This window comes from Vibrio sp. 1727 (assembly GCF_033344415.1).
Taxonomy (GTDB): Bacteria; Pseudomonadota; Gammaproteobacteria; order Enterobacterales; family Vibrionaceae; genus Vibrio; species Vibrio alginolyticus.
Map to the genome: position 1 here is coordinate 47,491 of NZ_JAWPOT010000007.1, position 21,096 is coordinate 68,586.

At 43.4% G+C, this 21,096-nt stretch carries 23 protein-coding genes; 11 read left to right on the top strand and 12 right to left on the bottom strand.

Features of this window, described 5'->3' with window-relative positions:
* Positions 1-217 precede the first annotated feature (217 nt).
* Genes R8O10_RS08975 through R8O10_RS08995 form a run of 5 tightly spaced genes read right to left on the bottom strand, consistent with a single transcriptional unit; the run spans position 218 to position 4,608 of the window.
* A complete protein-coding gene (locus R8O10_RS08975; protein WP_005377636.1) occupies positions 218-598 on the bottom strand; it encodes an Hpt domain-containing protein in 381 nt (126 codons plus the stop codon).
* A gap of 11 nt (positions 599-609) precedes the next feature.
* Complete coding sequence (locus tag R8O10_RS08980) at positions 610-1,296, bottom strand: AAA family ATPase (RefSeq protein ID WP_005377635.1); 687 nt, start codon at positions 1,294-1,296, stop codon at positions 610-612.
* Positions 1,296-3,398, bottom strand: coding sequence for an SLBB domain-containing protein (locus R8O10_RS08985; protein ID WP_186584268.1), 2,103 nt, complete (start codon positions 3,396-3,398; stop codon positions 1,296-1,298). The genes R8O10_RS08980 and R8O10_RS08985 overlap by 1 nt, the downstream gene beginning before the upstream one ends.
* Positions 3,395-4,261 carry an OmpA family protein gene (locus R8O10_RS08990; protein WP_318191316.1) on the bottom strand — a complete coding sequence of 289 codons (867 nt, stop codon included), beginning with the start codon at positions 4,259-4,261 and terminating at the stop codon, positions 3,395-3,397. Before R8O10_RS08990 ends, R8O10_RS08985 begins: the two co-directional genes overlap by 4 nt.
* Positions 4,262-4,287: 26 nt before the next feature.
* On the bottom strand, positions 4,288-4,608 hold the full coding sequence (locus R8O10_RS08995) for an STAS domain-containing protein (RefSeq protein ID WP_017634929.1): 321 nt from the start codon (positions 4,606-4,608) through the stop codon (positions 4,288-4,290).
* Between the two features lie 421 nt (positions 4,609-5,029).
* Between R8O10_RS08995 and R8O10_RS09000 the strand changes: the two genes are divergently transcribed.
* Positions 5,030-5,875, top strand: coding sequence for a DNA ligase (locus R8O10_RS09000; RefSeq protein ID WP_053307085.1), 846 nt, complete (start codon positions 5,030-5,032; stop codon positions 5,873-5,875).
* A gap of 15 nt (positions 5,876-5,890) precedes the next feature.
* Here the strand turns inward: R8O10_RS09000 and R8O10_RS09005 are convergent, their stop codons facing one another.
* Together R8O10_RS09005 and R8O10_RS09010 are read right to left on the bottom strand one after the other, a co-directional pair.
* Entirely contained in the window at positions 5,891-6,862 is a 972-nt protein-coding gene (locus R8O10_RS09005; RefSeq protein WP_017634927.1) for a DUF3080 domain-containing protein, read from the bottom strand.
* A gap of 161 nt (positions 6,863-7,023) precedes the next feature.
* Positions 7,024-8,394, bottom strand: coding sequence for an MATE family efflux transporter (locus tag R8O10_RS09010; RefSeq protein ID WP_005377626.1), 1,371 nt, complete (start codon positions 8,392-8,394; stop codon positions 7,024-7,026).
* A 392-nt stretch (positions 8,395-8,786) separates the two neighbouring features.
* Between R8O10_RS09010 and R8O10_RS09015 the strand changes: the two genes are divergently transcribed.
* A complete protein-coding gene (locus R8O10_RS09015; RefSeq protein ID WP_005377625.1) occupies positions 8,787-9,398 on the top strand; it encodes a riboflavin synthase in 612 nt (203 codons plus the stop codon).
* 75 nt (positions 9,399-9,473) lie between these two features.
* Here R8O10_RS09015 and R8O10_RS09020 read toward each other — a convergent pair whose 3' ends face one another.
* Positions 9,474-9,668: a CPXCG motif-containing cysteine-rich protein gene (locus R8O10_RS09020; RefSeq protein WP_017634925.1), complete on the bottom strand. Its 195-nt coding sequence runs from the start codon at positions 9,666-9,668 to the stop codon at positions 9,474-9,476.
* 247 nt (positions 9,669-9,915) lie between these two features.
* The gene (locus tag R8O10_RS09025) at positions 9,916-10,782 is read right to left on the bottom strand and encodes a fructosamine kinase family protein (RefSeq protein WP_042522943.1); all 867 of its coding nucleotides are present in this window, start codon (positions 10,780-10,782) and stop codon (positions 9,916-9,918) included.
* 224 nt (positions 10,783-11,006) lie between these two features.
* Here R8O10_RS09025 and R8O10_RS09030 point away from each other — a divergent pair, with 224 nt between their 5' ends.
* From R8O10_RS09030 to R8O10_RS09040, 3 genes are all read left to right on the top strand, one after another.
* On the top strand, positions 11,007-11,981 hold the full coding sequence (locus R8O10_RS09030) for a response regulator (RefSeq protein WP_021033872.1): 975 nt from the start codon (positions 11,007-11,009) through the stop codon (positions 11,979-11,981).
* Positions 11,981-12,943, top strand: a complete 963-nt coding sequence (locus R8O10_RS09035; protein ID WP_025766666.1) for a GGDEF domain-containing protein — start codon at positions 11,981-11,983, stop codon at positions 12,941-12,943. The genes R8O10_RS09030 and R8O10_RS09035 overlap by 1 nt, the downstream gene beginning before the upstream one ends.
* Before the next feature lie 190 nt (positions 12,944-13,133).
* The gene (locus R8O10_RS09040) at positions 13,134-13,478 is read left to right on the top strand and encodes a DUF3802 family protein (RefSeq protein ID WP_005377620.1); all 345 of its coding nucleotides are present in this window, start codon (positions 13,134-13,136) and stop codon (positions 13,476-13,478) included.
* A gap of 45 nt (positions 13,479-13,523) precedes the next feature.
* On the opposite strand, the gene R8O10_RS09045 is transcribed toward R8O10_RS09040, so the two are convergent.
* On the bottom strand, positions 13,524-14,018 hold the full coding sequence (locus tag R8O10_RS09045; RefSeq protein ID WP_025998640.1) for an NlpC/P60 family protein: 495 nt from the start codon (positions 14,016-14,018) through the stop codon (positions 13,524-13,526).
* Between the two features lie 134 nt (positions 14,019-14,152).
* Between R8O10_RS09045 and R8O10_RS09050 the strand changes: the two genes are divergently transcribed.
* The 4 genes from R8O10_RS09050 (at position 14,153) to R8O10_RS09065 (ending at position 17,701) form a co-directional block, all read left to right on the top strand.
* Complete coding sequence (locus R8O10_RS09050; protein WP_005377618.1) at positions 14,153-16,171, top strand: methyl-accepting chemotaxis protein; 2,019 nt, start codon at positions 14,153-14,155, stop codon at positions 16,169-16,171.
* 270 nt (positions 16,172-16,441) lie between these two features.
* Entirely contained in the window at positions 16,442-16,855 is a 414-nt protein-coding gene (locus tag R8O10_RS09055) for an NUDIX hydrolase (protein ID WP_318191334.1), read from the top strand.
* 198 nt (positions 16,856-17,053) lie between these two features.
* Positions 17,054-17,434, top strand: coding sequence for a hypothetical protein (locus R8O10_RS09060; protein ID WP_053307088.1), 381 nt, complete (start codon positions 17,054-17,056; stop codon positions 17,432-17,434).
* 48 nt (positions 17,435-17,482) lie between these two features.
* Complete coding sequence (locus tag R8O10_RS09065; protein WP_005389537.1) at positions 17,483-17,701, top strand: hypothetical protein; 219 nt, start codon at positions 17,483-17,485, stop codon at positions 17,699-17,701.
* A gap of 103 nt (positions 17,702-17,804) precedes the next feature.
* Here R8O10_RS09065 and R8O10_RS09070 read toward each other — a convergent pair whose 3' ends face one another.
* A complete protein-coding gene (locus tag R8O10_RS09070) occupies positions 17,805-18,620 on the bottom strand; it encodes a sterol desaturase family protein (protein WP_031777247.1) in 816 nt (271 codons plus the stop codon).
* 140 nt (positions 18,621-18,760) lie between these two features.
* Here R8O10_RS09070 and R8O10_RS09075 point away from each other — a divergent pair, with 140 nt between their 5' ends.
* Both R8O10_RS09075 and nagK read left to right on the top strand, forming a co-directional pair.
* Positions 18,761-19,510 (top strand): tRNA-uridine aminocarboxypropyltransferase, encoded by a 750-nt coding sequence (locus R8O10_RS09075; protein ID WP_021033873.1) that lies wholly within the window; start codon positions 18,761-18,763, stop codon positions 19,508-19,510.
* A 174-nt stretch (positions 19,511-19,684) separates the two neighbouring features.
* Positions 19,685-20,593 (top strand): N-acetylglucosamine kinase, encoded by a 909-nt coding sequence (gene nagK / locus R8O10_RS09080; protein WP_005377586.1) that lies wholly within the window; start codon positions 19,685-19,687, stop codon positions 20,591-20,593.
* A gap of 219 nt (positions 20,594-20,812) precedes the next feature.
* Here nagK and R8O10_RS09085 read toward each other — a convergent pair whose 3' ends face one another.
* Positions 20,813-21,079, bottom strand: coding sequence for a DUF2960 domain-containing protein (locus R8O10_RS09085; protein ID WP_005377584.1), 267 nt, complete (start codon positions 21,077-21,079; stop codon positions 20,813-20,815).
* Positions 21,080-21,096: the final 17 nt, after the last annotated feature.

The window sequence follows — 21,096 nt, forward strand, 5'->3', positions numbered from 1 at the left end:
GAAAATTCTCAATTTGAGAAAAGCGTTATTTAAGTATTAGCACAAGGTAGGAAATTTGCGAAAAATCCATACTTTTTAATTGATTAAGTTATACCCAATTAATTTCAAGGTGTGTGGCTTGGCGAGGGTGACTGAATTTGGAGCCTAAATTTCTGAGATGATGTCGGCATCGCGCTTTATCAAACGCGATGCTTTGCTAGGGAGTAAGACACTGATACTACTCAAACCCTTGAGCTTTTCGCTTTTCTAACGCATCAAACGATTCATTGGCGAGTTGAGGAAGTGTTTCACAAAGCTCCAATGCTTTTGGTATTTTTCCTTCGACACAGTACTTCTCAATCATTCTTGCTTGTCTTGAAAGCGTTCGATTGCCTAGAGCGAGAGCAGAACTGCCCAGTGTGTGAACCTCGAACTCTAATGTTTGAAGGTCTTTTGTGCTTAATGCTTGCTCTATTTTCTCCATGCGATCGCGTGACTCTTCGACATAGTGATCAATCAAGGTAGGGATGATTTCGGCGCACGTATCTTTGATCATTTGCTGAAGAATATGCTCATCCACTAATTCTTGCTCGATAGTCAATGTGTTATTTATCGTCATAATAGCGCTCCCTATAACATAAACAGTTCGCTTTTTTTAATTTGCTGAGACAGTTTTTCTTTCCACTTTTTTGGTAAGAAACGCAGCTTGGAAACTTGGCGGATTAACTCATCTTTCAGGCTTGGAGTGTGCTTCATGTTCAGTACAGAACCAATCAAGTTCGCATCGCTAGCATCGAGTAGCTTTTTGGCTTGCTCGAGCTGGGTTGCAGTCGTAGAGCCATAATGCGCTACTAACAAAGTAGCATCACATACGCCAGCAATCACTTGAGGCGCAATATTGCTTCGGTTGACACTAAGAAGTGGCGATGTATCTATCACGACGCGCTCGTACTGCGTTAACCATTGTGCAATGTTTTGTTTCAGCGTTGTTGGGTCTCGGTACGCTAACTGAGTGCTGGCGAGAGACGGAGCAGGGAGGCCGACTAAAGTTTGATGTGTATTCTCTCGTGTGATCAAATGGCCAACCTTCTCGTCATCATCAAATTCGTGAACAGTGTGATAAGCGGGTTTGAATAAGTTAAGGTCTACATACAAAGTATTGTGGCCTGCTAAAACCAAGCGCTCTGCAAGAGATGACGCCACGGAAGTGACACCATCTTCAGATTTACAACCCACAACACAAATCGTTTTGTGGCCTTTCTGTTCACTCTGAAGATAAATTTGCTCAATCTCAGCGTGAGTTGCAGGAATAGTCATTACAACGCTCCTATTAACACGATGGTTGTGGTGATTTGTAAAATATCTCTTAATCCGGCCCTCGCTTTTTCAACAAAGCTTTCGTCTTTATGGGGAATGTAAATCGTGTCGCCTGCGCGAATGACTGGCAGCTCATAAATGTTGGCTGTTTTACTAAAGTTCACCAAATCAAATGTTCGGGCTTGGCCCTGGCAGCAAGACATATTGACCACACTGATCTTTTCAAGGTAGGCATTATCAGTTGGTCCTCCTGCTTCCGCTAAGAGATCAAGCACAGTCATGTTGTCATTGAATACGTACCGCCCCGGGTCTCTTACTTCACCTAATACGCGTACCGTGGATTCTTTTGAACGATCTAACCAGTTTTTGTTTTTTTCTGGAATGTAAATGGTATCACCAGGACGAACGTGGGGCAGAATTGACTCATCGCCTGTTTCAAAGTACATCGATAAATTCAATTTACTCACTTTGGCATAACCTAGGCCTCGGTGTGTGACACGAATGTTGTGAATATCTGCATCCATTGTCGGTCCATCGGCGGCAGACAAAATATCCAGAAAATGCATATCTTCGGTGAAACGATAGCGCCCAGGTGCATTGATTTGCCCGAAAACGTATATCGATGCGTCAGAGCTTTGGCTTACCCATTGCGACTTATTATCGGATGGGTCGTCAGGCAATGCATGTACCCTTACGACTGTACCAGCGGAAACTCGAGGTAGGCTTGATGTTGGTGAGCCATCCAGAATGTATTGGTCTAAGTCAAATTGTGTCATTTGACCGTTATTGGCGACTTCAATTTTGGTGGTATCAGCTCGTCGAGTTGGGCCACCAACGTGTGCAAGCAGATCAATCAAATCCATTTCGTCTGACCACTCGATGCGTCCAGGGCGAACAACTTCTCCCATCACTGCGACCGCTCGACTAGGTGCTACTTTTAACCAAGACTTCTCATTGAAATCGGTTTTCTCCGGCACGAAAATCGCATCTCCTGGTCCAACATTTGGTGGTCTGGCTGAAGATAGTCCTTCTGTATGCGCGGTAAGATCGAATTTGATGACTTTGCCATCGGCTTTTATAACGCGAATTTGGCGAGATTCTGCGTAGCGAGTGGGCCCGCCAGCGTTGGCGAGGATATCCATGAAGCTAGCGCCTTGCTTGCCTTCGTATGCCCCAGGATGGGCGACTTCACCCATCACGTAAACCACATTTGCACCTGCTTTGATTTCTTCTTCCTGTTTTGGGACAAAGATGGTGGCACCTGGCAGGATCTCTGGCAGTAGGCTTTGGTCTCCAGTATCAAGGTACTTTTTCAGGTTAAACATGGTTGGGTTATTGTTTGTTATCACGCGAATTTGTTCAACACTGGCATATCGTGTCACGCCGCCAGCTCGCATTACGACATCAACTAGCGTGGTGTTTGGCTTGTATGAGAACGAGCCAGGTGCGTTGACTTCACCAAAGACTTTGATTGCACGAGCGGAATCTGCGCTGTCACCTGAATTCGCGAGTTTTGCTGCATCAAACTCTTGCTCAATATTCCCTACGAGTGGGGAAGCGGGGACAAATAAGACATCCAGTGATTCTAGTTTTGGCAGTTGGCTATTGTCACCCGTATCAAGGAAGCGTTTGTAGTCAAATTCAATGTTTTTATTTCCACGTTTCACGATCATTTTATCAAGCTGAGCCCCAGCGCGCAGGCCGCCAGCTTCGTACACAAACATTTGAATGTTGGACCCAGAAGGTAAGGTATATTCACCGGGTTTGACCACGTAGCCTTGAACGGACACTAACAACTGTTGCTGTTTAATAAAAACTCGAGCGTTGTTAACGTCACGATACACGGTCTTTAGCCTGTCGATAATCACGTCTTGGAGTTGTTTTTCATTGTAGCCGGCCACTAATACAGGGCCGACTTCTGGTAAATTAATTCGTCCACGACGATCAACCTGAAACCCTTGGTTTAACGACGCCTCTCCAGGTAAGTTAATCTGTATTAAATCACCGACCTTAACAGTATTGCTCTCATCCGCTATGGAAGAAGGTACCCACGCGACCAGACACAACAACATTAAGAGGATAAATGGTTTCATCGTGTTCATAGCGCGCCTCCTGCCGTTGGGTTGCGGTTTATTGAGCTATCGCTATCTGAATTAGGGCTAATAACCTCGATGCTTACTCGACGATTAGTTAAACGCACGGCGGATGTTTCACCTTCATAGAGTGGCAGGTTATCTCCGACAGATTTGGTAGTGACTCTCTCTGAAGTGATACCAAATACGGTTAGGTAACGCTTTACTTGTTCCGCACGCGCTTGAGCAAGTTTCTGGTTGTAATCGGGTGTTCCAGTTGCATCCGCATGCCCCGTTACTACAAGAGATAGGTTGGGGTGGTCACGTAAAATGTAGGCTGCTTCTGCCAAATGTCCCATGTACTTCGGGTTGATTTCTGCTGAATCGACAGCAAACTGGTTGTCGATATTAAGTAGTGCATAGATATCCGAGACTATGTTTAGGTCGCTACGTAGAGCTTCAATATCATCGGGCGGTGTGCAAGTGGTTTGGCTCAGTACGTAGTCGAGTTGTTGTTCGAGCTGGTTTAAGCGTCGACGCTGAATCACAAGGTCGTTGGCAGCGTCGAGTAAAAGCCCACCTTCTAACTCGCGCGCAATTCTATTTTGTTTTTCAAAGGCCTGAACAACTGCCGCAGGAAAACACCAGCGCGCGCCCTCTTGGATTAGTGCGTCTAGATGTAACTTGGTCAGTTGCCAATCAAACCTTAACCCATGTTCTGGACCTAAAGGCTCGTCAGGCATCACTGGGGAAAACTGATAATTCTCGATCGAGATATCTTGATAGCTTTCCGCCAAGCCACCTTTCCCGTGTTCTGGGTAGTCAAACGACGAACAACCAAACATGCCGACAACAAGACCGCTTACTGCATATCGTCGTATAAGATTTACCATGCCAACCTCCGTTTAAACCGGTATTTTTAGTGTCCTTTTGAGTTAACGGGAATGGCATGGTTGATACGAAGCAAGCTCATGATTTCTAAAGGTTGGCCTGATACGTTTTCAATACTCATGCTTCTTTCACGTTCAACTAGACGCTTATATAAGTAAACAATGGCACCAATCCCTGAAGAATCAAGAAATTGGACGTGCTGTAGGTTAATTTCGACTTCTTTGTGATGATTGTTGTGAATTACTTCATCAATGTGATGTTGTGCTTGTCGACAGCCACTTGCGTCTAAGTCACCAAAAAACTCAATGGCTAACTTGTCTTGATTGATTTCTAGTTTGCGTAATTCCATGACTCTGTCTCCGTTTGGTTTTCTAATTGGATATAGAGCAGGTAACGTGCCAATTTGAAATTAATTAAAAATCAAATAGTTAAATATTGTTAATGATATTGTTCAATTTGAGAAAGGACTGATTCTCAAATTGAGAATCAAAAACGCACACAGAAATGGTTTGCTTATAAGAGGTGTTGAGCCGAAAGAAGTCGTTAGAGCTGGGGGCTCGTCATGATTAGATTCCAGCTCGATTGACGAACCATCCGCCTTACGTGAATAACGTGTAACGACTAAATGCAAAACCTGTCTAAAGTTTATGATTATCTTTGCAAATTATTACTAATGTTGATTGTTATGAGTCGAAGAATGACTAGTAATAAATAGGTCATCGAGAGGACTTACGTTTCAATAAAGACGATTTTTTGTACAAGGTCTTCTTATGCCATTAAAAATGACATTAATTGCGCTGGCTGTTATGGCAGCGTCTTCACAGCCTCAAGCGGATACGTCTTTCGCACCACCAGTTTCTCTTGCACAAAGCTATCAGGATGGCATTGATGTGTCTGAATATTGGTATAGCGAAAAACTTGATGGTGTTCGCGCTTATTGGACTGGGCAACATCTCGTGACGAGAAATGGTAATCGAATCTACGCCCCAGATTGGTTTACAGGACCTTTGCCTGATTATCCGTTGGACGGTGAACTTTGGGCTGGGAGAGGTAACTTCCATCTTGTTCAGCAAACGGTATTAGATAAAACTCCTGTAGAGTCTGCTTGGCGACACATCGACTTTATGATCTTTGATATGCCATATTCCGCTGGTGATTATCGGAAGCGTTATTACAACATCAAAGATTTAGTGCTTGAAGTCGACCAGCCTCATATCAAATATGTCGAGCACCGAGCGATTCAAAATGAAGCTCATCTGTTTACACAGTTGGATAAAATTTCAATATCCGACGGTGAAGGGGTGATGTTGCGAAAGGTATCAAGCCGCTATCAGGCTGGACGCGGTAGTGATTTGCTTAAACTAAAACGATACGCAGATGATGAAGCGTTAGTTGTGGGTTATAAGCCAGGAACAGGGCGCTTATTAGGTATGATGGGAGCAATGTTAGTTCGCTTACCAAATGGCATTGAGTTTTACATCGGTAGCGGATTTACCGATGAAGTGCGTCGCCAGCCTCCGAAAATTGGTTCAACCATTACATTTAGATATAACGGTTTTACACATACTGGTAAACCACGTTTTGCTCGATTCTTGCGTGAAAGGCTGAAGGAATAGAACGCTCTGCACTTACTAGTTGCCAACGGTTACGCCACATCGTTTGAAGAGACCCTGCCAAAACTGAACGTGGTTTAGGGTTTCTTGCCTAAATGTCCTATGTGCCTCAATGATGCCATACTGGTGACCATGGAGTTGCATACGGTTCTCCACCAAAGTAGCACCATCATTAAGTTGTTGATAGGTACTGTCTAAATAAGCCAAATAAGGTTGCACTTCTTCAACGTAAATGGATTGAAAGACATTTCTTAAGTAGCGGAACTGGGTGGTGTCTCTTTTCGGCCCGCACAATACATTGCTCTGGTTCTGCTCAAGTAGCTGAGTTGTCGCTTTTAACCAAAGGGATGTGTTTACCATTGAATAGTAAAGTCGTCCGAGTAAACGAGATTTCTCTAACTCTTCTTGATATTGCGTAACTTCCACATCGGGTAGACGTGAGACCGCGCGGTGGGGTAAATCATACATTTCGCTGAAAATACGATAGACATCGTTAATGCGTGCAATATCATTCGTCGTGTCTTGAGATAGCCAATCAGAGGCAGTTAGTTGCTTCTGCATGGCATCACTTACGAGTAGTAAGTTGTCGAGATGAATGTCTAAATGTTGCCACTTGGTTGAGTAAAGCTCTGTCAATGTCGCGCGTTCTTCATCGCTAAGTGGAAACTCGGATAAACATCGATGCATGACTCTTAAAAGGGCAGTTTGATAATCAAAATCATGAAAGGCATCCTGCACCTTGCCAAGTTGTGAGTTTTTCTCGGCAAGTAAATTAAAGAGTCCGCACTGTCGTAATTGATAGCTCTCTAGCAGGCCAATAGATAGCCTTGGCAATGGCTCGAACAAAACGCGTTTCGCAGGAATCGTTACCGTAGACTGTAGTGTTATTGGAATAGCAGGAACGTCCAATACATTGGCTACACGTTGATGATACTTATCAAACATGGCGTTCTCTGGATTGAACCAGTTATCACAACCATTAAGAATCATGATTAAGAACAATAAAATAGACCGCACAAATATCCTTTTTTCTAACTTCGTATCCGTTGTCTAGAGAGCAAAATCAACCGCTTTGTAATCTTGTTATAAGTATACTCAACCGTGTGATTATTCGATCAAAAAAGCCAGCGGATGCTGGCTTTTTTTACTTTTTATTGAACTGAAAAGTTCAATTGCACTTCTGGCTCTTGGCGATGCATCCAACGCATTCTGACGCCTAACATAAAGGCCGCAGAAGATAGGCCGATGATAAAACCAAGCCAGAAGCCTTGTGCTCCCATTGGCTCAACAATCCAGTCTGTACGGCCAAGGACGTAACCAATTGGCAAGCCAAGAATCCAATAAGCAATAAAAGTACGGTTGAAGATGGCTCGCATGTCTTTATAGCCGCGTAATGCACCAGCTGCGATCACTTGAACCGCATCCGTACATTGATAAACAGCGGCAAACACGAGCAGGTGCATCGCTAGAGTGATTACCTCTGGGTTGCTAGTATAAAGCTCGGCGATCCACTCACGAGACAAGACGGTTAAAATCGCTGTGAGAACGGACAATGCTAGACCAACCATAATGCCGACTCGTGACGCTACGCGCGCGCCATCTACGTTTTCTTCACCAAGTCGATGGCCGACACGAATGCTTACTGCTGCACCAATACTCATTGGTAGCATAAATACCAACGAGGAGAAGTTAATCGCGACTTGATGCGCTGCCACAATGATAGGACCCAGTGGTGAAACGAGCAGTGCAACGACAGCAAACAGTGTCACTTCAAAAAACAGCGCTGCTGCAACAGGAAAGCCGAGCTTGAATAGACGAACTTGCGCTTTCCATTGTGGGCGATGCCATTCTCCAAATAGGTTGATGCTTTTCAATCGCTCTGATGTCATCACATACAGCAATAGCATGGCAAACATGACCCAGTAAACAATCGTGGTTGCTACACCACAGCCAACACCGCCTAATTCAGGTGCACCAAACTTGCCGTACACGAAAATCCAGTTTAGAGGAATGTTGAGCAGCAAACCGATAAAGCCAATAACCATTGCCGGTTTCGTCAATGACATACCATCCGTAAAGCTTCTAAGCGTTTGGAAAAGTAAAAAAGCGGGTACTGCTAATATAACGGCATGAATGTATCCCACCGTTTTTTCTGCCATCAGTGCTTCAACATCCATCAGCCCGAGAATAAACTGGGTTTGAAGCAGGACTGCAATTATCGGCACACTGATAAGCAATGCCAAGACGACGCCTTGCTGAATTTCAAAGGGGATTTTCACTCGACGACCAGAGCCATTTAACTGTGCGACAACAGGGACCAATGCCATTAATAAACCCACCCCAAACAAAATGGATGGTAGCCAAATACTTGAAGCGACAGAAACCGCAGCCATGTCGGTGGCGCTAACGCCGCCAGCCATTACGGTATCAACAAACCCCATACCAGTTTGAGCGACAGATGCGATCAATACCGGGGTCGCCAATTTGATAAGACTTGATGCTTCTTCTTTATAGCGATGCACGAAAAATACTCCAGAGCGGAACAATAAGTTGAAAGAATGAGAGTACTCGAGGGCAAAAGATGTGGTGAACGGATCTGATGGTTGATTTTAGTCACGATAAGGTGAAAAAATGCCTCGGAGAAACTCCGCGCAAATGATAAACAATTGTATGTTTATATTCCATAGCTAGGTAGCGAATAGTCGATAACACTGACTGGACGCTCTCCACGCTAAGGATACGCTTTTACTGAGAACAGCAGCGAATCATGGTAATGTTGAAGCATGCATGAGAACAAACCAGTGTTCATTAAGCCATGGCTTTATCGTCTGCGGTCTTTATTTCCGACCTGTAGCGCAGTGTTTAGGGCTTAGTCTTCGACTACAGTTGGTATTAAATCAATAGGTAAAAAGAAATGTTTACAGGAATAGTTCAGGGTACGGCGAAGGTCGTTAAAATTGATAAAAAAGAACGCTTTCAAACGCACGTTGTCGAGTTAAGCGATGAACTTTGTAAAGGGTTAGAAATTGGTGCATCCGTTGCACACAACGGATGTTGTCTAACTGTGACTAAGATCGAAGGCAACCTTATCAGTTTTGATTTAATGCAAGCGACATTGGCTCTTACTAATTTAGGTCGGCTGGTGGAAGGGGATAGCGTAAACATTGAGCGCGCGGCTAAGTTTGGTGACGAAATAGGCGGGCATAGCATGTCTGGTCATATTAGTTTAACGGCAGATATTGTCGATATCATCGATACGCCCAATAACCGCACGATTTGGTTCCAACTGCCGCAAGAATCAATGAAATATGTATTAGCGAAAGGTTACATTGGTTTAGATGGCTGCTCGCTAACTATTGGTGAAGTTGAAGCGTGTCGTTTTTCGGTACACCTAATTCCAGAAACCTTGCAGCGAACGCTTTTCGGAGTGAGACAAGTAGGGGAGCGCGTTAATATTGAGTTTGATCCTCAGACTCAAGCAATTGTTGATACTGTTGAGCGCGTTCTTGCAGCAAAACAGCTTTAGAATGAGAAAAAGGAGCCTAGTGCTCCTTTTTCATTTAAGCGTTTTTATATTTCTGATGTTCACATGCTCGAGCTGCTATTCGTAATTGTCATCGATAAATAGTTCGACCTTATCTTGTAACTCATCCACTCGCATATTTAGGTGGATAGCGTGGCAACAAGCTGGGCAATCATCATAAAACTCTTGGTCACCATTACTTGCATCCAGTGTAATGCCGATAGAGTGTCCGCAATGCGGGCACTTTACATACCTTTCGGTATAATTTTTCATACAACAACTCCTAATCTCGCAGGGCTTTTAAACACACTATTTGAAGTACAGCCCTTTACTTACTTTGCCTACAAGGAAAATAGGCACAATCCAAAGTTAAGTCTCCTTTGATATTAGGCAGAGTTGTTGCTAATTGAGTCGAAATAAGTACAAAACTTGACCCCAAACTCAACCTTGAGCTTAGGGTGATTTTCTGTAGTGATGTGCCTCGAGATTTTACATCTTGAAATATGCAGTGGCTTCCAAATTAATAAGAAATGATTTTATTAATAACCAGTTGAGCCTGTTCCAAGTAATGGCCGCCAAACAAATTACAATGGTTGAGAACATGGTAAAGGTTATAGATATCTTTACGTTCCTCATAGCTTGAAGAAAGTGGCATAACCGATTCGTAGCCTTGATAAAATTCTGGTTGAAATCCACCAAAAAGCTCTGTCATCGCAATATCACACTCCCTGTCCCCCCAATAGCACGCAGGATCGTAACAGATAGGACCGAATGCAGTGAGTGCCGCATTTCCATTCCATAAATCGCCATGCAACAAAGAAGGTTTCGGAGCATGGTTTGCTAGCCGCTGTTTTACGACGTCGATAAAGTCATCGATATCAACCAAGGTGACGCCTTTTTCTTTAAGGAGCTGTAATTGCCAACCTATGCGTTGCTCAGCAAAGAATACACACCATTTCTTGTGCCATTTGTTGGGCTGTAGAGTCGAACCAAGATAGTTGTCGGTATCAAAACCAAACTCTTTTTGCTCGCCCCACTGGTGTAGGTGAGCTAATTGCTGCCCAAATTTAAAGCTGTTGGGACCATCTTCTAATGGTTTCGTTGGAAGGTAGTTAAGAATTAGGAATGAGGCATTTTTGGTTTTACCAACCAATACCACCTCAGGTACAAATAGGGTGGATGTTTCACGCAAAAGATGCAGGCTTTCAGCTTCTACCTCAAATTTAGACAAAAACTCGCGATCGTTAATTTTCACAAAATAACGTTGCTCGCCATCATTGATCATGTAGCTTTCACTGATATCCCCACCAGACAGCCTTACTTTTTCCGTGATCTGGTAATCGAACAATAAAGTATCAGAAAGCTGTTGCGATATTGCTTGCCACATACAAAACCTCGCGAATCTATTTGACCACCAATAGTTTAGGATAAATAGCAGGGAGTTGGCGCTATGTTGAGCATACTTAGTAAAGAAACCTTCCTCTTAGTGTAGTCAATTTGTATAAATGTGAATCAAATCGCTTATAAGCCTCTGATTTGTTGGCTTAGCATATGGAGATGAACGTTTACAACAGGTATTATGATTTTTTTGACGTTAGTTCCATTGGTGGCATGAAAATACTGATATGTGATGACTCAGCTGTTGCAAGAAAGCTTATTGCGCGTTCTATCGTACAAGATACATCATTACATCTTATTGAAGCGCAAGATGGTTATGAGGCGCTTAATATTCTTGCTGAGCAAAATATCGATATTTTGTTTCTCGATTTAACGATGCCCATAATGGATGGTTTTGAGGTCCTCGAATCATTACCTGTTAGTCAGTACCCGACCAAAATCGTCATTATTTCTGGAGATGTTCAACAAGAGGCAAAACAGCGCTGTCTCGATCTTGGTGCTCAAGCTTTTATCGCTAAGCCTCTGACAGAAGAGCAGGTGCTACCACTATACGAACAATTAGGACTGCATTATGCGTTCAAACCTAGTCATTCGGTTGATTCTAAAAACCAGGGTTGCGAAGAGCTTTCCTTACTAGCCAAATTCCGTGAAATTGCGAACATTGCCCTTGGTAAAGGGGCTGCGATTATGGCCGACCATTTACATGAGTTCATCCAACTTCCTGTTCCTCATGTTGGACCTTTGTCCTACGGCGAGCTTCATATGACACTGGTTGATGTGGTTGGGCGTGACAGTTCCGTTGCGGTAGCGCAGAGGTTTGTCGGTGGTGGTATTCACGGGGAGGCACTGGTGTGCTTACGTGGTAGGGATATCAATCAGATTGGGGAAAAATTAGGTTACCTTCTTGAGTTTACGCCTCATAATGAAATCATCTTGAATATCTCTAACCTACTGGTTTCGTCATTTCTCACGTCGTTAGGCGATCAACTCGACAAGCAATTCTCACTTCGTCAGCCAGGCATTGTGGATACCTTAACACCTTATTGTGAAGAGCAAGGCGAGTTGGGCGAGCTCTTTACTATTGAATACACCTACATGGCAGAAGCGCTCGATTTCGAGTGCGAGGTACTGTTTTTAATTGATAAGCCATCCGTAGAAATAATCTATGAAATCATGGAGCTAATCTAATGTCCGATATCACGCTGGACATAGCAGACTTTCATTGGGTCACACAAATTCTCGATACGATGGATTCAGGGCTTATTGTTTTGGATCAAGAGTATAAAGTGTGTGTGTGGAACAGTTTTATGCAGTCATACAGTGGCGTTCTATCACAAGAAATTCTTGGTGAATGTTTATTTGAGCATTTTGAAGAGCTGCCAAGAACTTGGCTAGAAACCAAGATAAAAGCTGCCGCCGATCTGGAAACTCGTTCTTTTTCTAGCTGGGAAAACCGACCGTACCTTTTTAAGTTCAACAATTTTTCTCCGGTTTCAAACAGCAGTGATTTTATGTATCAAGATATCGTGATCACGCCGTTAATTGGGCTTTCAGGAGAGGTCAGCCACATAGCGATTCAAGTCAATGATGTTTCTGAAACTGCGAGAAATCGCATTCATTTGAAAGAAACAAATCAACATTTGTCGGAAATCAGTCGCAAAGATGGTTTAACAGGTTTATTTAATCGCGCTTATTGGGAGCAATCATTGAAAGATGAGTTTGCTCACTTAAAAGTTATCGACGGACCATGCTCATTAGTAATATTCGATATCGACCACTTTAAGAAGGTGAATGATACTTATGGTCACCCGACAGGGGACGAAGTCATTCGTCGAACCTCTGCCTTGTTGAGAAAAACAGCAAGAAGCAGTGACATCTGCGGTCGTTTTGGTGGTGAAGAGTTTACGGTACTACTTCCTCACACAAACCAGGAGCAAGCTTGCTATTTCGCAGAGCGTTTGCGCAAAAGAATTGAGCAAGAGATCGTGAAAGTGGAAGATTTTTTGATTAATTACACGATAAGTATTGGTGTTTGCGAGTATAAGCCTTATTTTGAAACTCACACTCAATGGTTAAAGAGTGCCGATGCTGCGCTGTATCGTGCAAAAGAAAATGGTCGTAACCAAACCTGTTTGCATGAAAATGACTGAAATATAAAAAGGTTTGAAGAAACCCTGTATCCGAATTCAGTGAAGCAAAGCTCAATTGTTTGAAAATCATCCAGTTGGTTCGTGAATGTTTGTTAATATGAAATAAGTTAATGAAATTTTCTCGGCATGTCTTACTATTGAAACTATTCTGCTTTCAGCTTCGAAGGCTTGCAATAAACGGAGAAAAACAGTGGTTTTAGAAACCGATGGATATCTCGCTCTTATCGAGCACTTGTCTCTAAATCTAGATATTTTTACGACCGAAATTGGCGACACTGGATCCGAAAGCATCGAAGATGTTGTCACCGATATGGTGGCTTCAAACATCATGGCGATTTTTGAGCAAAATCCAGAACTTCACTCGAGCGTACGCTTCAAATTGTTGAAAGAGGCTGATGCAGTTGTTGAAGATCTTGGTGAGATATTGGCTGGGGTATGGCATAAAAAAGCGACCAATGAACAGATCACGTTCCTTGATGAATACATCGCTCTGGTCAAAAATCTGTTCGATAATGCTGTTGCGACTTACGACTGATATTGTTTTAACTTACAGCAATGTCCGGTTAAAGAGTGAGAGGAGTTACATTGTAACTCTTCTTATTTGCCAAAACTTAGATGCCCAGTATGGGTTGTCGATTCTTGAAATAATCACACCTCTAGACGTCGATGCATGCATGAACTGCTTGTTACCCAAGTAAATTCCGACATGATAAGTTGTACGTCTTGTTTTAAAAAACACTAGATCCCCTTGCTTGGCATCCGTCCAACTTAACTCCACACCTTGCTTTGATTGCTGCTTCGTTGTCCTTGGTAACGAGAGCTGATAAGCCTCAATAAACGCTTTTTGTACAAATGCTGAGCAATCAATTCCAGATTTCTGTGTCCCGCCTAAGCGATAAGGCGTGCCGTGCCACTCTGTGTAAAAGTCGAACAAGTCAGGGTTGTCCGACAATAGCTGATTTGTAGGTGTTGTCACCTGTGCTTGCTCACTAGGCTCAGGCCCAGAAGAGCAGGCGCTTAGTAGCACACTGATTATCAAAGGAAAATATACTCGACGCAAATCACCACCTGTCATCTCTATGACTCACAACTGAAATATTAGTGTCATAACCAATCCATAGTATGGGCTGCAAATCACGGTTTTGTCTCACAAATGTGACGGAATCACTGCAGAACCGATTCAACCTTAAGAAAGAATAAAAATTGATTATGGCAAAGCGAAAACGCTCACGCACATCACTTTCACTGATTCAGGCTGTCAGTGCAACATTTTTAACTATCATTGCTCTTGTTATAGCCCTTTCTGTCTCAAGTTTCAAAGGAATGGAACAGGTAGGGGAACAATTTGAAGACTTGTCGCAAAAAGCATTACCAATCGCGATGGCAAACGCAAAGTTAACCAGGAATGTATTGGAGATGGTTAAGCTACTCAACCATGGTATGCAGATTACTGAGCCGAAAGAGTTGCCTCTCATAAAAGAGCAAATCGACTCTCTTGCAACTCAAAGCACAACTTTGGTTGTGAAAGCGTCTGGTGTAGCTCAGCAACTCTCGGAGGAGTTAGACACCAAACTAGCGCGTTTACATAACATCACGCAGTCCATTTTGTTGAAGCAATCTTCGGTGATACAAATTCAAATGGATATTGATGCCGCTGTTGGTGGGTTTCGCTATGGGCTTAGCTCTATCGGTCCGGAAATGAATCGAATCAGTTCGTTTCTTAGTGCTGATAATCCTGAGTCGAGCGATGCCGCTAACCGTTTCATTGCTTCTGCAAGCTCAATGGAAAGTACGTTCTTAGTCATGATGATGCACTCAGAATTAAACAAAGCCGAAAAAGAATACCGAGAAATGCGAAATCGCATAGCAGGTATTAAACTCGCCTATGAAGACTTCCAATCTTTCCATCCTGAAGTAAGTGAATATGCAAGCTTAACCGCACCATATGAGATGGTGAAACAAGGCTTTAGTGAAAAGGGCGTGCTGCGTTTGATCCTCGCCAAACTAGAACAAGGGGAATTGCAACGTTCAGAGTTTAAACAGGCTTCGATGCTTGCGGATGAAACCATGCGGTTACTTGATCAAATCTCCCAAACCGCTGGTCAGTTGATCGATGAAAAAGAGCGGGTGGTCAACGAGACCATTGAATCGGTGAGCGTTGTGCTCGTGTTTGCGGCGTGTGTGATTTCTTTTATTATTCTGGTTACTTGGTTTAGTCTCAAGTCATGGACAAACCGAGGGTTAAGGAATGTACTAACGCGTCTTTCAGCACTTACCGAACATGATTTTCGTGACAAGGCAGAAGAAGTCGGCCCCTATGAGCTGAAAGAAGTAGCACGAAAGTTGAATCAAGTAATCGATTCCACACATGACTCCATTCAAACGGTGACGCGCAATTGTGAAACGCTTTATCAGACGGCAGAAGTAAGTCACAGTGCAGCCGAACAAACAAGTGATGGGTTGGCAACACAAAATGAAGCGTTGTCGAGTATGATCACGACCATAACGCAGCTTGAAGCCTCTATTCGTGAAATAGCAATGGTGACAAATGCATCTTCACAGGACTCGCTCCTTGCAACCCAACACACTGAAAAAGGGGTTCAAGTCGTGGAACAAAACCGCGAACGTTTGGAGTCATTAGAAAGCTCTTTGGATGTAAATGAACAGTCAATGTTAGAGCTAGACCAGCGTGTTAAACAGATTCGTGAAATGGTGGATATGATCAGTGGGATCGCGGACAACACCAACTTACTTGCTCTCAACGCGGCAATAGAGGCTGCCCGTGCTGGTGAGCAAGGGCGTGGATTTGCGGTTGTCGCTGATGAAGTTCGCAAACTTGCAAGTGATACCTCTCAACAAACTACGAACATCCGAGAAATGATGAGCGAGCTTATTACTGCCGCAGAGCGCTCGCGCCAAGCAGTTAATGATTCAAGAGAAGAAATGACCCACGCGCTACAGTCCAGCAATGAAGTGAAATCGACATTCTCTGATATCAACCTCGCGGTTAAGCACATTCAAGAACGTGTTGAGCAAATCTCAGTTGCTACAGAAGAACAAGAACGAGCGACGGCAGATGTATCTCAATCCATCACACATATTTCTGATCTTGGCGAACGCACAAAGCTGCAGCTTGAGTCTATGGTTGAGAGTTCTGAGCAAGTGGCGGAAATTGCTGGGCACCAGCAAGCAATGCTGCACAAGTATGAGCTTCATCAGACCAAGTAAATGAGATGTTTCCACCGACTAAAAGCAGAACCTCGGTTCTGCTTTTTTGTTACGGCTACTCATTTAATGGCTCCTATTTGCATCGCAAAAGTGAGTTACATCTCATCTCGTTCATTTCTAAAGGGTTTAGTTATCACAACGTGATGTTAATGCTTTGTTCGAGGGACTCGTTGACTAGAATGTCGCCAGAATTCAAAGGAATGAATCATGCAGCTTCATGCGATTTTTTTATATCCAGAGAAAGCTAAAGCCATAAGAAGGAGTGGTTTTGTGGTCGATAAAGTTTGCCCCGTCGTTCTACGTAATCAAAATCAAGAGATCCTACTTTTTAAACATCCGTTGGCGGGTGTTCAGCTCGTCAAGGGCACTGTTGAAGTGTTTGATGAAAGTTACACCATAGCAGCCAAGCGGGAGCTCGCTGAGGAGTCTGGTATCACACATGTTCGTTCCGCACGATATTTATGCTCATGGGACAGTGGCTTTCAAAATCAAGTATGGCATTTTGTTTTGTGTGAGTGTGCTGACCTCGCTAATTCATGGCTGTTTCATACGCAAGACGATGGTGGACATGATTTCGCGTTCTTCTGGCACGATGTCGAGAGCGGCCTTCCCGCGAATGCACATACTGTGTTTCAGCGCGGGCTGGAAAAGGTACGAGAGTTGATAAACCAAGGCGTGATTTAAAGGAGGATTCTGTCGTTGCATTGGCGGATTTGGGACAATGACAAAGCAAACACTATGCTAAATAAAGAAGGTAGAGCAGCCGTTACTGTTCTCATCGTGTTGATAATGGCACTGTCGATCTCAAAAATGGCGATGGGATTACAAATGTTTAAGTGACTTCTATATGCTTTGCTCATTCATTCAGATAAGGAAACGGTAATGGATAAATTCGTCGTGTTTCTCTTATGCCTTTTTATGACAGTTGGCGGAGTGGTTCATCTTTATGACAACATTGTTGGTGGCTTTTTACCTTACGATTTTGCGCCACGCTGGTTGAATATGTATTGGAGCTCGTTGGGGCTGTTAGACTTATTAGCAGCGTATCTATTGGTCAAGCATCGCCGCTCTGGCCTAGTCGTTATGTTATTGATTCTTATAACCAATGTTATCTTTAGTTCCCACGCTCACTATACATTAGAAATATTAGATAACAACGTCGCCCTACAAATGAAGACACTGTTTTTAGGGTTCTCATTTGGGGTATCTATCTGGTTATGGAATGCGCGAAAACATAGTCAATCGCGCCAAATATTTCGTTAATTATTATTTTCACAACACTCGATTAAGGATTGTAAACAGGGACTAGTTATGAACGATTTTAAAGACTTGGCCAGTTTTGCTGGTTTCAGCGTACTGACAGGTTTGAGCTTTGCCACCACTTTCTTCAGCCTTGCTTTTCTATACAGCTCAATAGAGGCACAGCAAGTAATGAACACCAATGCTTTGGCATGTGCAGTGCTTGGTGTTGTTGGTTTATTTGTTGGTATTACTCAGTTAAACAAAAAGCGTCAGCTAGCAGAAAACTAATCTGTTCTTACACATCATGAGGATGAAGTAGTGTTTAACAGGGGTTTAGGCTTGGTCTATTCGTTTTGTTGACATACTTCATCCAACAATATTTTTTCAACCATTACTTCTTCTCTTTGTTGTAGCGAAAGGGCTGCGTTAACAGCTTATCTAATCTTTGCTCTTCTTCGTCTCTAATTTCCGGCACACCAATAACAACATCTTCATGACCCAACTTAGGCTGAGCTCGGTATGTCCCAAAAAAGCGGTCCCAAACTGAAAGGAAAAAACCAAAGTTTGAGTGGGTCTCTTTTACTATCACTGAATGGTGCACGCGATGCATGTCTGGTGTAACGATGACGTTTCGCAGTTTTTGGTCCATAGATAAAGCCAGTTTTGCATTACTGTGATTAAACATCGCGCTCGCATTAAGCACAATTTCAAATACCACAATTCCGATAGGTGAAACACCTAAGATAAACACGGCTGCAATTTTTACTCCCATTGAAATGATTATTTCGAAGGGATGAAAGCGTGCGCCTGTAGTGACGTCTATGTCGAGATCGGCGTGATGCATTCGGTGAATCTTCCACAGCGGCTTTACATGATGAAAGACAACATGCTGAGCGTAAATGACGAAATCAAGCAAAATGACGGTTAGAAAAATATTTAACCAAGCGGGGAGGGACAGAATATTGAGCAGCCCCCATTGTTGCTCCTGAGCTATGACCGCAGCTTGAAAGGCGGCGATAGGCATGATTAAAGCAATAACTAGGCTGTTAAAAGCGACCAATGACAAGTTATTGACCCAGCGAAACCTGCGCGAAGCGGTCAGTGTTTTTCTAGGCAATTTGTTTTCCCAAATGGCACAAAGCAATAATACGCCAAGGAAAAAGCCTAATCTGAGCCATGAGGGTTCTTGAAATGTCGTTTCTGTCACTGTCATTCCCTTATTTATTTCTTTATCTATGACCGAGATAAGAGTGAAATTATTTCAACACACTGCTGATGGGCTTATCTTGAGGCGAAGCCATAATATCAGTAGAATCGCGCTCTACTTTTTACTTGGCATTACTTACCATGAGAATTCACGCTTTCCACCGTTTATATCAGTACCGACAATCTATCTCAACCAAGCCTTTCAACGCGCGTGGGTGTAAAGTGGTTCGTTGCCAATATTGCCAGGTTTCTGAGCAACACTGTTTGTGCGACCTTCAGCCAAACATCAAGGCCAATATTGCATGTATGTTGATTGTTTCTGAAAACGAAGTGTTTAAGCCAAGTAATACCGGTCGTCTAATCGCTGATACGATTCAAGAGACTTACGTGTATCAATGGAACCGAACAGAACCGTCTGAAGAGATGCTAGCGCTACTACAGGATGACAGTTACCAACCGGTGATTGTATTTCCTGCAGACTATGTGGATGATCCCTCTCGTTTAATTGAAGATCTAGAGCCAGGGCGATTGGTAAAAGAAGATGTCGAGAACAAAAAATGGTTGCTGATCTTTATTGATGGTAGCTGGCGTGAGGCACGAAAGATATTCCGTCGTTCTGATTTTCTTAAATCTTTGCCTGTGCTTTCCATTGAGCCGGAATCTCTGTCTGAATACATCATGCGCCGCTCCGAGAATGAGCAGCATCTTTCAACCGCCGAAGTCGCGACATTAGTTTTAAAACAAGCTGGTGAGCCGAAAGCTGCGGAATGCCTTCAACTGTGGTTTGAAGCCTTCAGAGAAACTTACATGCTGAGCAAGACTCGAGTCAAAAACGACCCTAACCAGCCACACTTGAAACGTTTCAAAGAGTGGATGAAAACCGAGAGCTGACTCTAAGGAATGAGCTTTTGTTGATGGTATGTTGTTCAACTGGCTTCGGTGAGGGGATAAATCTGCATTCGGTCACGGTTTGCAGGCGTACAGATATGGATAATGCCATCAGTTTATACTTTTGACTCTAGCCATTTTGAGAGTCGTTTGAAGCATTTTTTAGGAGAGAAATACATGTATTACGGCTTTGATGTCGGTGGCACTAAAATTGAATTTGGTGCATTTAACGAGAAGCTTGAGCGTGTAGCGACGGAACGTGTACCTACACCAACAGACAACTACGAGCTGCTGGTTGATACCATTGCGGAATTGGTGAATAAATACGATACAGAGTTTGGCTGCGAAGGTACGATTGGTCTTGGCCTACCAGGTATGGAAGACGCCGATGATGCAACGGTACTAACAGTTAACGTTCCTGCGGCAAAAGGCAAACCACTTCGTGCTGATCTAGAAGCTAAAATCGGTCGCAGCGTAAAAATTGAAAACGATGCAAACTGTTTCGCGCTTTCTGAAGCCTGGGACGAAGATCTTCAAGATGAACCATCTGTACTAGGTTTGATCCTTGGAACTGGTTTTGGTGGTGGCTTTATCTACGAAGGCAAAGTATTCTCTGGCCGCAACCACGTAGCGGGTGAGGTGGGTCACACACGTCTTCCTATCGACGCATGGTTCCACCTAGGCGAAAACGCACCATTACTGGGTTGTGGCTGTGGCAACAAAGGCTGTTTAGATAGTTACCTATCTGGTCGTGGTTTCGAGCTTCTTTACGCGCATTACTACGGCGAAGAGAAGAAAGCGATCGACATTATTAAAGCGCACGCAGAGGGTGAAGAGAAAGCAGTAGAGCACGTCGAGCGCTTTATGGAGCTGCTAGCGATCTGCTTTGCAAACCTGTTTACTGCAACAGACCCACACACCGTTGTACTTGGTGGCGGCTTATCTAACTTCGAATTGATTTACGAAGAGATGCCAAAACGCATCCCTAAACACTTATTGTCTGTGGCTAAGTGTCCTAAGATCATCAAAGCAAAACACGGTGATTCAGGTGGTGTACGCGGCGCTGCGTTCTTAAACATCAAGTAGCGACTGAAACCTTACTCGATATAAAGTAAGAAGAAATTTAAAGCCCCGTTTAGACTTTCAAGGTTAAACGGGGCTTTTACTTATATACCGAAGTAACTTGTATACCCAAGTAACTCATATACCTAAGTAATTTCGGTATGCTCGGGTATGGATCATGAACAAAAGTAGCATGCATAAAAAACTCACGACGAATCGTGAGTTTTCTGTTTGCAGCTAAGCTTATTTGTTCTTTTTGCCTACGCCCAGGTTTTCTTTTTGAGCTAGGGTGATTTTGCTAAAGCCTAATTTTCTGAAGTAGTTGTCGCGGTAGTTTCGCACCGCTTTAGTGTCAGACACTGCTTCGATTTGTTGCTCCATCTTTAGGAACTCAGTGATATCGATACCTTCGGCTTCTGCAACTGCTTCTTGAATGTTGCGGTGTTGCTGGTATGAGAACGTCAGTTCTTTGTCTTGGTCTTTGTAAGTGTAAAGAATGGTGCGAGCCATAGCTGTCTCTCTGAAAA

What these genes read in the sequence shown, in the direction of transcription:
- R8O10_RS08975 (WP_005377636.1), bottom strand. Translation starts at nt 598, where the DNA reads ATGACGATAAATAACACATTGACTATCGAGCAAGAATTAGTGGATGAG.
- R8O10_RS08980 (WP_005377635.1), bottom strand. Translation starts at nt 1,296, where the DNA reads ATGACTATTCCTGCAACTCACGCTGAGATTGAGCAAATTTATCTTCAG.
- R8O10_RS08985 (WP_186584268.1), bottom strand. Translation starts at nt 3,398, where the DNA reads ATGAACACGATGAAACCATTTATCCTCTTAATGTTGTTGTGTCTGGTC.
- R8O10_RS08990 (WP_318191316.1), bottom strand. Translation starts at nt 4,261, where the DNA reads ATGGTAAATCTTATACGACGATATGCAGTAAGCGGTCTTGTTGTCGGC.
- R8O10_RS08995 (WP_017634929.1), bottom strand. Translation starts at nt 4,608, where the DNA reads ATGGAATTACGCAAACTAGAAATCAATCAAGACAAGTTAGCCATTGAG.
- R8O10_RS09000 (WP_053307085.1), top strand. Translation starts at nt 5,030, where the DNA reads ATGCCATTAAAAATGACATTAATTGCGCTGGCTGTTATGGCAGCGTCT.
- R8O10_RS09005 (WP_017634927.1), bottom strand. Translation starts at nt 6,862, where the DNA reads ATGATTCTTAATGGTTGTGATAACTGGTTCAATCCAGAGAACGCCATG.
- R8O10_RS09015 (WP_005377625.1), top strand. Translation starts at nt 8,787, where the DNA reads ATGTTTACAGGAATAGTTCAGGGTACGGCGAAGGTCGTTAAAATTGAT.
- R8O10_RS09020 (WP_017634925.1), bottom strand. Translation starts at nt 9,668, where the DNA reads ATGAAAAATTATACCGAAAGGTATGTAAAGTGCCCGCATTGCGGACAC.
- R8O10_RS09025 (WP_042522943.1), bottom strand. Translation starts at nt 10,782, where the DNA reads ATGTGGCAAGCAATATCGCAACAGCTTTCTGATACTTTATTGTTCGAT.
- R8O10_RS09030 (WP_021033872.1), top strand. Translation starts at nt 11,007, where the DNA reads ATGAAAATACTGATATGTGATGACTCAGCTGTTGCAAGAAAGCTTATT.
- R8O10_RS09035 (WP_025766666.1), top strand. Translation starts at nt 11,981, where the DNA reads ATGTCCGATATCACGCTGGACATAGCAGACTTTCATTGGGTCACACAA.
- R8O10_RS09045 (WP_025998640.1), bottom strand. Translation starts at nt 14,018, where the DNA reads ATGACAGGTGGTGATTTGCGTCGAGTATATTTTCCTTTGATAATCAGT.
- R8O10_RS09050 (WP_005377618.1), top strand. Translation starts at nt 14,153, where the DNA reads ATGGCAAAGCGAAAACGCTCACGCACATCACTTTCACTGATTCAGGCT.
- R8O10_RS09060 (WP_053307088.1), top strand. Translation starts at nt 17,054, where the DNA reads ATGGATAAATTCGTCGTGTTTCTCTTATGCCTTTTTATGACAGTTGGC.
- R8O10_RS09065 (WP_005389537.1), top strand. Translation starts at nt 17,483, where the DNA reads ATGAACGATTTTAAAGACTTGGCCAGTTTTGCTGGTTTCAGCGTACTG.
- R8O10_RS09075 (WP_021033873.1), top strand. Translation starts at nt 18,761, where the DNA reads ATGAGAATTCACGCTTTCCACCGTTTATATCAGTACCGACAATCTATC.
- nagK (WP_005377586.1), top strand. Translation starts at nt 19,685, where the DNA reads ATGTATTACGGCTTTGATGTCGGTGGCACTAAAATTGAATTTGGTGCA.
- R8O10_RS09085 (WP_005377584.1), bottom strand. Translation starts at nt 21,079, where the DNA reads ATGGCTCGCACCATTCTTTACACTTACAAAGACCAAGACAAAGAACTG.